At 54.1% G+C, this 13,459-nt stretch carries 12 protein-coding genes and 1 riboswitch; of the genes, 9 read left to right on the forward strand and 3 right to left on the reverse strand.

Annotated elements, in window-relative coordinates; genetic code table 11:
* Positions 1-42 precede the first annotated feature (42 nt).
* Positions 43-1,194: an acetylornithine deacetylase gene (argE, locus tag O3S68_RS22795; protein ID WP_269232601.1), complete on the reverse strand. Its 1,152-nt coding sequence runs from the start codon at positions 1,192-1,194 to the stop codon at positions 43-45.
* A gap of 169 nt (positions 1,195-1,363) precedes the next feature.
* On the opposite strand from argE, the gene argC reads away from it, so the two are divergent.
* The 4 genes from argC to oxyR all read left to right on the forward strand — a co-directional run bounded on the left by argC (position 1,364) and on the right by oxyR (position 5,792).
* Positions 1,364-2,368 carry an N-acetyl-gamma-glutamyl-phosphate reductase gene (gene argC / locus O3S68_RS22800; protein WP_020455971.1) on the forward strand — a complete coding sequence of 335 codons (1,005 nt, stop codon included), beginning with the start codon at positions 1,364-1,366 and terminating at the stop codon, positions 2,366-2,368.
* A gap of 20 nt (positions 2,369-2,388) precedes the next feature.
* A complete protein-coding gene (gene argB / locus O3S68_RS22805) occupies positions 2,389-3,165 on the forward strand; it encodes an acetylglutamate kinase (protein WP_020455972.1) in 777 nt (258 codons plus the stop codon).
* Positions 3,166-3,239: 74 nt separating this feature from the next.
* Positions 3,240-4,613 (forward strand): argininosuccinate lyase, encoded by a 1,374-nt coding sequence (gene argH / locus O3S68_RS22810; protein ID WP_045512284.1) that lies wholly within the window; start codon positions 3,240-3,242, stop codon positions 4,611-4,613.
* Positions 4,614-4,874: 261 nt separating this feature from the next.
* A complete protein-coding gene (oxyR, locus tag O3S68_RS22815) occupies positions 4,875-5,792 on the forward strand; it encodes a DNA-binding transcriptional regulator OxyR (RefSeq protein WP_017459619.1) in 918 nt (305 codons plus the stop codon).
* Here oxyR and sthA read toward each other — a convergent pair.
* A complete protein-coding gene (gene sthA / locus O3S68_RS22820; protein ID WP_044489539.1) occupies positions 5,775-7,175 on the reverse strand; it encodes a Si-specific NAD(P)(+) transhydrogenase in 1,401 nt (466 codons plus the stop codon). The genes oxyR and sthA overlap by 18 nt on opposite strands.
* A 196-nt stretch (positions 7,176-7,371) precedes the next feature.
* Here sthA and fabR point away from each other — a divergent pair, with 196 nt between their 5' ends.
* From fabR to O3S68_RS22835, 3 genes are all read left to right on the forward strand, one after another.
* Entirely contained in the window at positions 7,372-8,016 is a 645-nt protein-coding gene (gene fabR, locus O3S68_RS22825) for an HTH-type transcriptional repressor FabR (protein ID WP_017459617.1), read from the forward strand.
* 3 nt (positions 8,017-8,019) lie between these two features.
* A complete protein-coding gene (locus O3S68_RS22830) occupies positions 8,020-8,379 on the forward strand; it encodes a YijD family membrane protein (RefSeq protein WP_269232602.1) in 360 nt (119 codons plus the stop codon).
* 243 nt (positions 8,380-8,622) lie between these two features.
* Positions 8,623-9,072 carry a hypothetical protein gene (locus tag O3S68_RS22835; RefSeq protein WP_269232603.1) on the forward strand — a complete coding sequence of 150 codons (450 nt, stop codon included), beginning with the start codon at positions 8,623-8,625 and terminating at the stop codon, positions 9,070-9,072.
* A gap of 266 nt (positions 9,073-9,338) precedes the next feature.
* Here O3S68_RS22835 and trmA read toward each other — a convergent pair whose 3' ends face one another.
* A complete protein-coding gene (trmA, locus tag O3S68_RS22840; protein ID WP_020455980.1) occupies positions 9,339-10,445 on the reverse strand; it encodes a tRNA (uridine(54)-C5)-methyltransferase TrmA in 1,107 nt (368 codons plus the stop codon).
* A 117-nt stretch (positions 10,446-10,562) separates the two neighbouring features.
* Positions 10,563-10,734, forward strand: a riboswitch (cobalamin riboswitch).
* A 65-nt stretch (positions 10,735-10,799) separates the two neighbouring features.
* Here trmA and btuB point away from each other — a divergent pair.
* Both btuB and murI read left to right on the forward strand, forming a co-directional pair.
* Positions 10,800-12,650, forward strand: coding sequence for a TonB-dependent vitamin B12 receptor BtuB (btuB, locus tag O3S68_RS22845; RefSeq protein ID WP_269232604.1), 1,851 nt, complete (start codon positions 10,800-10,802; stop codon positions 12,648-12,650).
* Complete coding sequence (murI, locus tag O3S68_RS22850) at positions 12,595-13,446, forward strand: glutamate racemase (RefSeq protein ID WP_044489540.1); 852 nt, start codon at positions 12,595-12,597, stop codon at positions 13,444-13,446. The genes btuB and murI overlap by 56 nt, the downstream gene beginning before the upstream one ends.
* Positions 13,447-13,459: the final 13 nt, after the last annotated feature.

Here is a 13,459-nt window from a genome sequence, read left to right on the forward strand (position 1 = left end):
AAAAACCCCCTCCTACGAGGGGGTAAAAAAGCGAAAATCACTTCAGTGCCAGCAGAAATGATGAACGACCTGGGTGATGAGTTCGCGTGTTGGTTTAATAAAGCGGGTTTCCAGATATTCATCCGGCTGATGTGCCTGGTTAATAGACCCCGGCCCCAGCACCAGCGTCGGGCAAAGTGTCTGAATAAAGGGCGCTTCGGTGCAGTAGTTCACTACGTCGGTTTCGACGCCGAGCAGTTTTTCTACTACTTCTACCAGTTGGTGATCCGGCGGGCATTCGTACCCCGGGATCGGCGGGTGCAGTTCAGAAACGGTCAAACGACCCGGCCAGCGGGAACTTACCGGCTCCAGCGCATCGTTTAACAGCCCATTGAGATCGTTAAGTGTCATGCCCGGTAGCGGACGAATATCCATATGCAGTTCGCAACAGGCGCAGATACGGTTTGCCGCATCACCACCGTGAATATGCCCAAGGTTCAATGTTGGATACGGCACGGTGAACGCGTCGTAGTGATAACGTTCTTTCAGGCTGTCGCGCAGTTGCAGAATATGGCCGATGGCATCGTGCATCAGTTCGATGGCGTTGACGCCGCGCGCCGGATCGCTGGAGTGGCCGGATTGACCAAGAATGCGAATCGCATTGGAGATATGGCCTTTATGCGCACGCACCGGCTGCAAAGAGGTCGGTTCGCCAATGATGGCGCAGTCCGGGCGCAGCTGCGTGTTCTCGGAGAAATAGCGCGCACCGGCCATGCTGGTCTCTTCATCGGCGGTGGCGAGCACATACAGCGGCTTGCTCAGTTTTGTCACATCGACGTCACGCAGCGCATCAAGAATAAAGGCGAAAAAGCCTTTCATGTCGGCGGTGCCCAGACCGTAGAGCTTGTTGTCATGCTCGGTGAGCGTAAACGGGTCGCGCGTCCAGCGCCCATCATCGAACGGCACTGTGTCGGTGTGACCGGTCAGCAACAGGCCGCCCGCGCCGATTCCGGCACTGGCAAGCATATTGAATTTGTTACGGGTGCCGGGAACCGGCTGCACTTCAACCTTGAAACCGAGATCGCCAAACCATCCAGCCAGCAAATTGATTAAAGACGCATTGCTCTGATCCAGCGCTTCTTCCGTCGCGCTGATCGACGGCGTGGCTATCAGGGCGCGGTAGATCTCGATAAATGGTGGCAAATTCATTTTCATTGTTGACATACCTGAGTTCGTGATAGTATCAATATTCATGCACTAAATGTGAATAAAAATACATTAATGTTGAGCGTAAAGGAACCCATGCGGCGACTTTGCTCAGCGACGCGGGATTGATGCCGAGTCTTTCCCTGGCACACATGACGTAAGAAGGTAAACCGCCCCAATGTTGAACACATTAATTGTGGGTGCCAGCGGTTATGCTGGTGCAGAGCTAGTGACCTATGTAAATCGCCATCCTCATATGAACATAACCGCTTTGACGGTTTCTGCGCAAAGTAATGATGCAGGAAAATGTATCTCTGATTTACATCCGCAGTTGAAAGGCATTGTTGATCTCCCGTTACAACCGATGTCCGATATTGGCGATTTCCTGGAGGGCGTTGATATTGTCTTCCTCGCCACTGCCCATGAAGTGAGCCACGATCTGGCGCCAACCTGCCTGGCGGCGGGATGTGTGGTGTTCGATCTCTCTGGTGCGTTCCGCGTTAACGATCCCGCGTTTTACGAAAAATTCTACGGCTTCACCCATCAGCATACCGATCTGCTGGCACAGGCGGTGTATGGGCTGGCGGAGTGGAACCATGACAAACTGAAAGAAGCGCAATTAATTGCCGTGCCGGGGTGCTATCCGACGGCGGCGCAGTTGTCATTAAAACCGTTGATCGACGCCGGGCTGCTGGATCTGAACCAGTGGCCGGTGATCAACGCCACCAGCGGCGTAAGCGGCGCGGGGCGCAAAGCGGCGCTTTCTAACAGTTTCTGCGAAGTGAGCCTGCAACCATACGGTGTTTTCAACCATCGCCACCATCCGGAAATCGCCACTCACCTTGGCGCGAGTGTGATCTTCACTCCGCACCTGGCGAGCTTCCCGCGTGGGATCCTTGAAACTATCACCTGCCGTTTGCAACCGGGCGTTACCCACGCACAGGTGGCGGATGTGTTCAAACAAGCGTATGGCGATAAACCGCTGGTGCGTCTGTATGACAAAGGCGTTCCGGCGTTGAAAAACGTGGTTGGCCTGCCGTTCTGCGATATCGGTTTTGCGGTACAGGATGAGCACCTGATTGTCGTCGCCACGGAAGATAACCTGCTGAAAGGCGCGGCGGCGCAGGCAGTACAGTGCGCGAATATTCGTTTTGGCTATGCTGAAACTCAGTCACTTATTTAAATTGAACAGGCGTGATCGTGATGATGAATCCATTAATTATTAAGCTCGGTGGCGTACTGCTGGATAGCGAGGAAGCGCTGGAGCGTTTGTTTACGGCACTGGTGCACTATCGTGAATCTCATCAGCGCCCGTTAGTGATTGTCCACGGCGGCGGCTGCGTGGTGGATGAGCTGATGAAACAGCTTAACCTGCCGGTTAAAAAGAAAAATGGCCTGCGCGTAACCCCGGCGGATCAGATTGACATCATCACCGGTGCGCTGGCCGGTACGGCCAACAAAACCCTGCTGGCGTGGGCGAAGAAACACCATATCGCCTCTGTCGGCCTGTTCCTCGGTGATGGCGACAGCGTGAAAGTGACGCAACTGGATGAAGAACTGGGGCATGTCGGCCTGGCACAACCGGGTTCACCGAAACTGATCAATGCGCTGCTTGATGGCGGCTTTTTGCCGGTGATCAGCTCCATCGGCGTCACCGATGAAGGTGAGCTGATGAACGTCAACGCCGACCAGGCAGCAACCGCACTGGCTGCAACATTGGGCGCAGATCTGATTCTGCTCTCCGATGTAAGCGGTATTCTGGATGGCAAAGGCCAGCGTATTGCCGAGATGACGGCGGCGAAAGCGGAGCAACTGATTGCCCAGGGCATCATTACCGATGGCATGATCGTAAAAGTAAACGCGGCGCTGGACGCGGCGCGCACGCTGGGTCGCCCGGTGGATATCGCCTCCTGGCGTCATGCCGAGCAGCTACCCGCGCTGTTTAACGGCACGCCGATCGGCACCCGTATTCTGGCGTAACGACACAACAATTTATGTAGGCCGGGCAGGCGTTGCGCCGTCCGGCAAAACGGATAAAGAGAAGGAAGCAAACTATGGCACTTTGGGGCGGGCGTTTTACTCAGGCAGCGGATCAACGGTTCAAACAGTTCAACGACTCTTTGCGCTTTGACTATCGCCTGGCGGAGCAGGATATCGTTGGCTCTGTGGCCTGGTCTAAAGCGCTGGTAACCGTTGGCGTGCTGACTGCGGCTGAGCAGCAGCAACTGGAAGAAGCGTTGAATAATCTGCTGGAAGAGGTGCGCGCTAATCCGCAGCAGATCCTGCAAAGCGACGCGGAAGATATTCACAGTTGGGTGGAAGGCAAGTTGATCGACAAAGTGGGTCAACTGGGCAAAAAACTGCATACCGGGCGCAGCCGTAATGACCAGGTAGCGACCGATCTGAAACTGTGGTGTAAAGACACCATCAGTGAATTGCTGCTGGCGAATCGCCAGTTGCAGAGCGCGCTGGTGGTGACGGCGGAAAATAACCAGGACGCAGTCATGCCTGGTTATACCCACCTGCAACGTGCGCAGCCGGTGACGTTCGCGCACTGGTCGCTGGCCTATGTTGAGATGCTGGCGCGTGATGAAAGCCGCTTGCAGGATACGCTAAAACGCCTGGATGTCAGCCCGCTGGGCAGCGGCGCGCTGGCGGGAACGGCTTATGAAATCGACCGTGAGCAGTTAGCGGGCTGGCTGGGTTTTGCCTCGGCAACCCGCAACAGCCTGGACAGCGTATCCGACCGCGACCACGTGCTGGAACTGCTCTCTGACGCTTCAATCGGTATGGTGCATCTGTCGCGCTTTGCCGAAGATCTGATTTTCTTTAACTCCGGCGAAGCGGCGTTTGTTGAGCTTTCTGACCGCGTAACCTCTGGTTCTTCACTGATGCCGCAAAAGAAAAACCCGGATGCGCTGGAGCTGATCCGTGGTAAATGCGGTCGTGTGCAGGGCGCGTTAACCGGCATGATGATGACGCTTAAAGGCCTGCCGCTGGCGTACAACAAAGATATGCAGGAAGACAAAGAAGGGCTGTTCGATGCGCTCGACACCTGGCTTGACTGCCTGCACATGGCGGCGCTGGTGCTGGACGGCATTCAGGTGAAACGCCCGCGTTGTCAGGAAGCGGCGCAGCAGGGTTACGCTAATGCCACCGAACTGGCGGATTACCTTGTCGCGAAAGGCGTACCGTTTCGCGAAGCGCACCACATCGTTGGTGAAGCGGTGGTGGAAGCGATTCGCCAGGGCAAACCGCTGGAAGATCTGCCACTTGCCGATCTGCAAAAATTCAGCGATGTGATTGGCGATGATGTTTATCCCATTCTGTCACTGCAATCCTGCCTTGATAAACGTGCGGCGAAAGGCGGCGTGTCACCGGTGCAGGTCGCGCAGGCCATTGCGGATGCGAAGGCGCGGTTGGTGTAAGCACGCTACAGTTTGCAAACAGGAGCCTGGCGTTACGCCGGGCTTTTTTATGCAAAAAAATGCGGACGCTAAGGTCCGCAAAACGTTCACGTTGGCTTTAGTTGTTCAGAGAGAAACAGAGGGTAGTTGCCTCATCACGGGTCAAGCTGAGGTGCCGCTTCGTTTCTGGTGCTAATTATTGAACAGAATGCTTGATAGGGATAATCGTTCGTTGCTATGCTATCTATCGCCATGAACTATCGTGGCGACGGAGGATGAATAATGAATATTCGTGATCTTGAGTACCTGGTGGCGTTAGCCGAACACCGCCATTTTCGCCGTGCAGCCGATTCTTGCCACGTCAGCCAGCCCACGCTGAGCGGGCAGATCCGTAAACTGGAAGATGAACTTGGCGTAATGCTGCTGGAGCGTACCAGCCGCAAAGTGCTGTTCACCCAGGCGGGTTTGTTGCTGGTAGATCAGGCGCGCACTGTGCTGCGCGAGGTCAAAGTGCTGAAGGAAATGGCAAGCCAGCAGGGGGAAACGATGTCCGGCCCGCTGCATATTGGCCTGATCCCAACCGTTGGACCTTACCTGTTGCCGCACATCATTCCGCTGTTGCACCAGACTTTCCCGAAACTGGAAATGTATCTGCATGAAGCGCAGACGCATCAACTTCTGGCGCAGTTGGACAGCGGCAAGCTCGACTGCGCGATCCTCGCGCTGGTGAAAGAGAGCGAAGCCTTTATTGAGGTGCCGCTGTACGATGAGCCAATGATGCTGGCGATTTATGAAGATCATCCGTGGGCGAACCGCGAATGTGTGCCGATGGCTGACCTGGCGGGCGAAAAGCTGCTGATGCTGGAAGACGGGCACTGCCTGCGCGACCAGGCGATGGGCTTCTGCTTTGAGGCGGGTGCGGACGAAGATACCCATTTCCGTGCGACCAGCCTGGAAACGCTGCGCAATATGGTCGCCGCCGGGAGTGGCATCACGCTGCTGCCTGCGCTTTCCGTTCCGCGCGAGCGTAAACGCGATGGCGTGGTGTATCTGCCGTGTATCAAACCTGAACCGAAACGCACGGTTGGGCTGGTGTATCGCCCGGGTTCGCCGCTGCGCAGCCGCTATGAGCAGCTGGCAGAGGCCATCCGTGGTGCGATGGATGGCCATTTCGACACAGCGTTAAAACAGGCGGTTTAAGCCGTTTAATGCCGCTACCCGATAGGCTTCCGCCATTGTCGGGTAGTTAAAGGTGGTGTTAACGAAGTACTCAATGGTGTTACCGCCACCTTTCTGCTCCATAATCGCCTGGCCGATATGAATAATTTCGGCCGCGCGCTCGCCAAAGCAGTGAATTCCCAAAATCTCTTTCGTTTCGCGGTGGAACAGGATCTTCAGCGTACCGACATTCATGCCGACAATCTGCGCCCGCGCCAGGTGTTTAAACTGCGCGCGACCCACTTCATACGGCACTTTCATGGCCGTGAGCTGCTGTTCGGTTTTGCCCACGGAACTGATCTCCGGAATGGTATAAATCCCGGTCGGAATATCTTCAATCAGATGCGCCGTGGCTTCGCCTTTGACCATCGCCTGCGCGGCAATGCGCCCCTGATCGTAAGCCGCTGATGCCAGGCTGGGGTAGCCAATCACATCGCCTACCGCATAAACGTGCGGCAGCGCGGTCTGGTACATGCTGTTAACCTTCAACTGACCGCGTCCGTCCGCTTCAAGGCCAATATTCGCCAGTTGCAGGCTGTCGGTGTTCCCGGTACGGCCGTTGGCGTAGAGCAGGCAGTCGGCTTTCAGTTTTTTGCCGGATTTCAGGTGCATAATCACCCCGTCATCCAGCGGCTCGATGCGCTCGTACTCTTCGTTATGGCGGATAACGACGCCGCTATTCCAGAAGTGATAAGAGAGTGAGTCCGACATCTCCTGATCAAGGAACGCCAGCAGGCGATCGCGGGTGTTAATCAGATCCACTTTGACATTCATACCGCGGAAGATCGACGCATATTCGCAACCGATCACCCCCGCGCCGTAGATGATCACATGGCGGGGCTCGTGGTGCATATCGAGGATCGAGTCGCTGTCGTAAACACGGGGATGGGCAAAATCGACATCGGCCGGACGGTAGGGGCGGGAGCCGCAGGCGATAACAAATTTTTCGGCGGTGATGGTTTCGACAGTGCCGTCGTGGCACTCCAGCGCCAGTGTGTGGTCATCAATAAAATGGGCGTTGCCTTCTAAAATTTCGCAGCGGTTACGCTCATAAAAGCCCTGACGCATGCGCGTTTGCTGATTAATCACGCTTTCAGCATGGTTCAGGATATCGGCGAAAGAGGAGCGGAGAAGGCGGGTGTGGTCACTGTAGAGCGGGTTTTGGTTGAATTCGATAATACGGCTAACGGCGTGGCGCAACGCTTTTGAGGGGATAGTGCCCCAGTGCGTACAGCCGCCGCCGACATTGTGGTAACGCTCAATAACCGCGACCCGTGCTCCTTGTTTAACCAGGCCCATGGCTGCGCCTTCGCCGCCGGGGCCGGAGCCTATTACTATTGCATCATAATCGTAGGAATGTGGCATGGTAAGGCTTACCTGTTCTTATACATAAAAGCAACATAATACTAACATCAAAGCGGCGGTAACCCAATTATCGTTGTGCTCTTTTGCCACGAAAAAGAAGAAACTGCGCGTAAACAATCAGTCACAATCCAGTACAATCGGATCGGATTTATTCTCTGGTATAGTGCCAGCGGGCCCCTGGAAGGATTCAAACATCGTGATGGGTGTAAGAGCGCAACAAAAAGAGAGAACGCGGCGTTCGCTGATCGAAGCCGCATTTAGCCAACTCAGCGCGGAGCGCAGCTTCGCCAGCCTGAGCCTGCGGGAAGTCGCCCGTGAGGCAGGTATTGCGCCAACGTCTTTTTATCGTCATTTCCGGGATGTGGATGAACTCGGTCTGACCATGGTGGATGAAAGCGGGTTAATGCTGCGCCAGTTGATGCGCCAGGCGCGTCAGCGTATTGCGAAAGGCGGTAGCGTTATCCGCACATCGGTTTCCACATTTATGGAATTTATCGGCAATAATCCCAACGCTTTTCAGCTCCTGTTGCGGGAACGCTCCGGAACGTCCGCAGCCTTTCGTGCGGCGGTGGCGCGTGAGATCCAACATTTTATTGCGGAACTTGCCGACTACCTTGAACTCGAAAACCATATGCCGCGAGCGTTCACTGAAGCGCAAGCCGAAGCGATGGTGACGATTGTCTTCAACGCCGGCGCTGAAGCGCTGGATGTGGGGGCGGAACAACGCAGGCAATTAGAAGAGCGACTGGTACTACAATTGCGCATGATTTCAAAAGGCGCGTATTACTGGTATCGCCGTGAACAGGAAAAACTGGCGCATCAACCGACGAGTGAAGGATGAGTAATGAAACAGTCTGGTCAAGATAAAGGTACGTTGCTGCTGGCGCTCATCGCTGGCTTATCGATTAACGGTACGTTCTCCGCCGTGTTCAGCTCGATTGTACCGTTTTCAATATTCCCGATTATCTCGCTGGTGCTGACGGTGTATTGTCTGCATCAGCGCTATCAAAATCGCACGATGCCGGTGGGTCTGCCAGGCCTTGCCGCCGCGTGTTTTATCCTCGGTGTGCTGATTTACAGTACGGTAGTGCGCGCCGAGTATCCGGATATCGGTTCTAACTTCCTGCCTGCCGTTTTGTCGGTGGTGCTGGTTTTCTGGATTGGTTTTCGTCTGCGCGAGCGCAAACACGAAGCCTCTGAATAAGCATTATCCCCTCTCCCTGCGAGAGGGGATTTTCATCCCCCAATGAATCAAGCGTTGGGAATTATTCATTCCTTTGTTCTGCGTTTGCGAAATAACTCCCTGCCAGAATCCATCAATAATTTATTAATTAAAAAAACCTACGGTAAAACGCATTTCATCTGATGTACTGATCCGGCATTTTATTCGGTTGCCTGACGATCGCTTGATCCAGGTGGCAGGTTAAAATTAACTCTGGACATCCTCATGAAAAAAATAACACAACTTCTGTTAGCCACGGCCGGTTTAGTTATTTCGGTCGCCGCATTCGCGGATACAATAAAAACGAATGAGAGCGAGCACCGTATTCCGGCGGTAAAGCTCATTAATACGCCGGATAACCACTCGGCGTTTATTAAAGGTTCTGTTCCCTCGCTGGCGAAGCTCTCGTCGCAAAATCTCTACTTCAGCAATACATTCGAAGAGTGGCAGAAAGGGGTACATCCGGCACCGAAGAAGCAATACGTGGTGACGATGAAAGGCAAACTTAAGTTCAGGGTAAGCGATGGCTCAACCTTCATCATCGAACCCGGCACGGTTCTGCTTGCGGCAGACACGGCGGGCGAAGGTCACAGCTGGGATATTGTCGACGGTAAAGAGTGGGTTCGCGTTTATATTCCGGTGGGTGATGATGACCACTTTATTGCCGATAAATAACCAGTGAACTGCATTATTTATCAGCCCTGTTTCTCGCGGGGCTGATTGCGTAATATCAGAAGTGAACAGCTCTGGTGATATAAATGCCGTGTCAGAACATTCACAAATCATTATAAAATAATGTTAGCGCGATCACGTTCCGCAATGGTCATTATTCTGATAAATAAATAGTTGCATGCAGCAGTCATTTGCGTCTCACCGCTATTATTCGGCTGGCCTGATTGACAGGCCAGCCGTTAAACGGAATTGCCGGGTTTTATATAGCGCTATTTATTTTTACGCGTAAGCAGTACGCCGCACTCCATATGGTGCGTATACGGGAATTGATCGAACAGCGCCAGACGTGAAATATCGTGTGTCTGGCTCAATGCTTCCAGGTTTTTACACAGCGTTTCCGGGTTGCAGGAGATATACAGAATACGCGGATAGGCCTGCACCATTTTCTCGGTTTCCGCATCCAGCCCGCTGCGCGGCGGATCGACGAAAATCGTTTCGCACTGGTAGCTCGCAAGATCGATACCCTGCAAGCGATTAAAAGCGCGCACGCCATTCATCGCCTGCGTAAATTCTTCGGCGGACATGCGGATAATCTGCACGTTATCGATGTGGTTAGCCGCGATATTGTATTGCGCTGCCGCCACGGACGGTTTGGCGATTTCGGTTGCCAGCACGCGATCGAAATTGCGTGCCAGCGCCAGCGAGAAGTTGCCATTGCCGCAATACAGCTCCAGCAGATCGCCCGTTGAATCGCGCGTGACATCAAGCGCCCATTCCAGCATTTGGATATTCATCGCGGCGTTAGGCTGCGTAAAGCTGTTCTCCACCTGGCGGTAGATCATCTCTCTGCCACCGACCGGCAGACGCTCATCGACAAAATCCTGATCCAGCTCGATTTTGGTTTTGGTCGCACGGCCAATTAACTGCACATTCAAGTTCCTGGCGCGCAGCGCGTCACGCAGGTGCGCGGCTTCTGCCTGCCATTCATCATCCAGCTTTTTGTGATAGAGCAGAGTAACAATCGCCTGGTTGCTCATGGTGCTCAGGTAATCAATCTGGAACAGTTTATGACGCAGTGTTTTATTGCCGCGTACCGCCTCGATCATTACCGTCATTAATTGGTTAATCAGCTCGCTTGCCGCCGGGAAGCTGTCCACGCGGATCCGCGATTTCGTCTGCTGATCGAAAATGATGTGGTAGAGATCGTCGCCGTCATGCCAGATGCGGAATTCGGCGCGCATACGGTAATGGCTGACCGGTGAGCGGAACACCTCCGGAAGCGGCGCGGAAAAAGGCGTCATCATTGATTGCAGACGCACCACTTTTTCGGCCAGCTGGGCTTCGTACTGTTCTGTCGGCAGGTGTTCGGGGGTCATCATGCTTCCTGAGTGATTAAGAATAACGCGGGGATTGTAGGCATTGCTCAGGCGATGTCCAGCCCCGGATGTGAGCTAAATAGTCAGTTAGCAGTCTGGACATCCATATGTTACAGAATGTAGCATCCTTGTTCCGGTCCTGTGAGTTAAAAGGGAACCCAGTGAGAATCTGGGGCTGACGCGCAGCGGTAAGGATCAAGGTGAGAGAGCAGACACTGCCTGTTGGGTGGGAAGTCGCTTTCTTGATGTACCTCCAAGCCCGAAGACCTGCCGGTATACGTCGCATCTGGTGACATCATCGCGTGCTATTGATGGAACCTGCGGCATCCTTACTCTTTTGTGGATGCTTTCACAATGATTAAAAAAGCTTCGCTGCTGACGGCGCTCTCCGTCACAGCTTTTTCCGGCTGGGCGCAAGATAGCAGCTCAGACACTTTGGTGGTGACAGCAAATCGTTTTCAACAACCGGCTAAGACGGTGCTTGCACCAACTGAAGTGGTGACGCGTGAGGACATCGATCGCTGGCAGTCGCGCTCACTGGTTGATGTGCTGCGTCGCCTGCCTGGAGTTGATATCGCGCAAAACGGCGGATTAGGCCAGACCGCTTCGGTTTATGTGCGGGGTACAGAAGCGAAACACCTGCTGCTGCTGATTGATGGCGTTCCGGTTGCGCGCTCAGGGATTTCCAACGATCCCGAGCTGAATCAAATCCCGCTCTCTTTAGTGCAACGCGTTGAATATATTCGCGGGCCGCGCTCTGCCGTGTATGGCTCCGGGGCGATTGGCGGCGTGGTTAACGTCATTACCATGACCAGCAATGAGAAATCACAAATCAATGCCGGCGTAGGCTCGAAAGGCTATCAGACCTACGACGGTACGCTGCGCCAGCGCTTTGGCGACACCGTGGCGACGGCGGCGGGTTCTTATACCAGCACACGCGGTTTTAATGTGCAGCCCGGTTCAACCTGGGATCATGACAGTGATCGCGATGGTTATCGCAACAAAACGTTCTGGGGCAGCCTGCAGCACAAGTTCAACGATAACGTCGACGGTTTCTTTCGCGGTTACAACTTTAGCAATAACGTGGATTACGATCTTGGCAGCCCACCGTTCGCGCCAGACTATAGCGCCGATGAGCGTCAACTGTTTGTGCAGGGTTGGGATACCGGACTGAATTTCGCCGAGGGGATCTATTCGTCCCAGTTGCTGGCCAGCTACCAGAAAAGCAAAGACTACAACTACAGCAGCATTTATGGCCGTTATAACGACGGCACCACGCTGGATGATATGGAGCAGCGATATATTCAGTGGGGCAACAATGTTGATGTCGGCAAAGGTTCTGTTGGCGCGGGCGTAGACTGGAAACAAGAGCGCCTGGTTTCATCGAATAAAACGACGCGCGATGCTTATGAGCGTGAGAATACAGGCTTGTACCTGAACGGGATGCAGCAGTTCGGCGATGTCACGCTGGAAGCCTCGGGCCGTGAAGATAAAGATGACGAGTTCGGCTGGCATGGTACCTGGCAGACCGCTGCTGGCTGGGAGTTCGTTGAAAACTACCGTCTGACCGTCTCTTATGGCACCGGCTTCCTGGCGCCTTCTTTAGGCCAGCAGTTTGGTGCGAAGCGTTTTGGCATTGCTTCCAACCCGAACCTGAAACCGGAAGAGTCCAGACAGTGGGAAGCGGGTGTTGAAGGCTTAACCGGCCCGCTGGACTGGCGTTTGTCTGCCTATCGCTATGAGATTGAAAACCTGATCACCTATAGCAATACGGCTTACTACAACATCAACTCTGCCACTATTAAAGGTGTTGAGTGGACGGGCAGCGTAGATACCGGCATTTTCTCGCATCGCGTGACGCTGCAATACATTGATCCGCGTGATGATGAAACCAATGAAGTGCTGCCGCGTCGTGCGAAGCGTCAGGCGAAGTACCAGCTTGACTGGTCCGTATTGAATGTCGATATGGATCTGGCCTGGGAGTACTTCGGTAAGCGCTATGACAACCGCACGTCAACCTATAATCCTGAGCAACGTATTTTGCCAAGTTATAGTACGGTTGATTTTTCTGCCTCATATCCTGTGACCTCTCATTTAACAGTTCGTGGTAAAATCGCCAACCTGTTCGATAAAGAGTACGAGACAGCATATGGCTACCAAACTGCAGGACGGGAATACACCTTGTCTGGCAGCTACACCTTCTGACGCACGTCCCACCGTGCTGGTGTTTGACTCCGGCGTCGGTGGGTTATCCGTTTATGATGAGATCCGGCATCTCCTGCCGGATCTGCATTACATCTACGCGTTTGACAATGTCGCTTTCCCCTATGGTGAGAAAAGCGAAGCGTTTATCGTTGAACGCGTTGTCGAAATCGTCGCCGCCGTCCAGGCCCAATACCCCCTCGCACTGGCCGTTATTGCCTGTAATACGGCGAGCACCGTATCTTTGCCCGCGCTGCGGGAGACGTTTTCCTTCCCTGTCGTCGGCGTAGTGCCTGCTATCAAACCCGCCGCGCGTCTAACGGCGAACGGCGTGGTAGGGCTGCTGGCCACGCGGGGTACGGTGAAGCGTCCTTATACACACGAACTGATTTCGCGTTTCGCGAATGAGTGTCGGATTGAGATGCTGGGATCGGCGGAGCTGGTTGTATTGGCGGAAGCGAAACTGCATGGTGAAGCAGTTTCGCTGGATGAGCTGCGCCATATCCTTCGCCCCTGGCTGCGTATGAAAGAGCCGCCGGATACGGTGGTGCTGGGATGTACGCACTTTCCTTTACTGCAAGACGAGTTGCTGCAAGTGCTGCCGGAAGGAACGCGTTTGATTGATTCAGGCGCGGCAATTGCGCGTCGTACTGCCTGGCTGCTTGAACACGAAGCGCCGGATGCGAAATCTTCCGATGAGAATATTGCCTATTGCATGGCATTAACGCCAGAGACTGCGCAATTATTGCCCGTTTTGCAGCGCTATGGGTTCAAAAAGCTCGAAAAACTGGCGCTTTAGCGCAGTTTTGCGC

It is taken from the genome of Kosakonia sp. SOY2 (assembly GCF_027109175.1).
Classification (GTDB): Bacteria; Pseudomonadota; Gammaproteobacteria; order Enterobacterales; family Enterobacteriaceae; genus Kosakonia.

Coding starts and splice junctions, on each gene's coding strand:
- argC (WP_020455971.1), top strand. CDS start 1,364: ATGTTGAACACATTAATTGTGGGTGCCAGCGGTTATGCTGGTGCAGAG.
- trmA (WP_020455980.1), bottom strand. CDS start 10,445: ATGACCCCCGAACACCTGCCGACAGAACAGTACGAAGCCCAGCTGGCC.
- sthA (WP_044489539.1), bottom strand. CDS start 7,175: ATGCCACATTCCTACGATTATGATGCAATAGTAATAGGCTCCGGCCCC.
- argE (WP_269232601.1), bottom strand. CDS start 1,194: ATGAAAATGAATTTGCCACCATTTATCGAGATCTACCGCGCCCTGATA.
- O3S68_RS22830 (WP_269232602.1), top strand. CDS start 8,020: ATGAAACAGTCTGGTCAAGATAAAGGTACGTTGCTGCTGGCGCTCATC.
- btuB (WP_269232604.1), top strand. CDS start 10,800: ATGATTAAAAAAGCTTCGCTGCTGACGGCGCTCTCCGTCACAGCTTTT.
- oxyR (WP_017459619.1), top strand. CDS start 4,875: ATGAATATTCGTGATCTTGAGTACCTGGTGGCGTTAGCCGAACACCGC.
- murI (WP_044489540.1), top strand. CDS start 12,595: ATGGCTACCAAACTGCAGGACGGGAATACACCTTGTCTGGCAGCTACA.
- argB (WP_020455972.1), top strand. CDS start 2,389: ATGATGAATCCATTAATTATTAAGCTCGGTGGCGTACTGCTGGATAGC.
- argH (WP_045512284.1), top strand. CDS start 3,240: ATGGCACTTTGGGGCGGGCGTTTTACTCAGGCAGCGGATCAACGGTTC.
- O3S68_RS22835 (WP_269232603.1), top strand. CDS start 8,623: ATGAAAAAAATAACACAACTTCTGTTAGCCACGGCCGGTTTAGTTATT.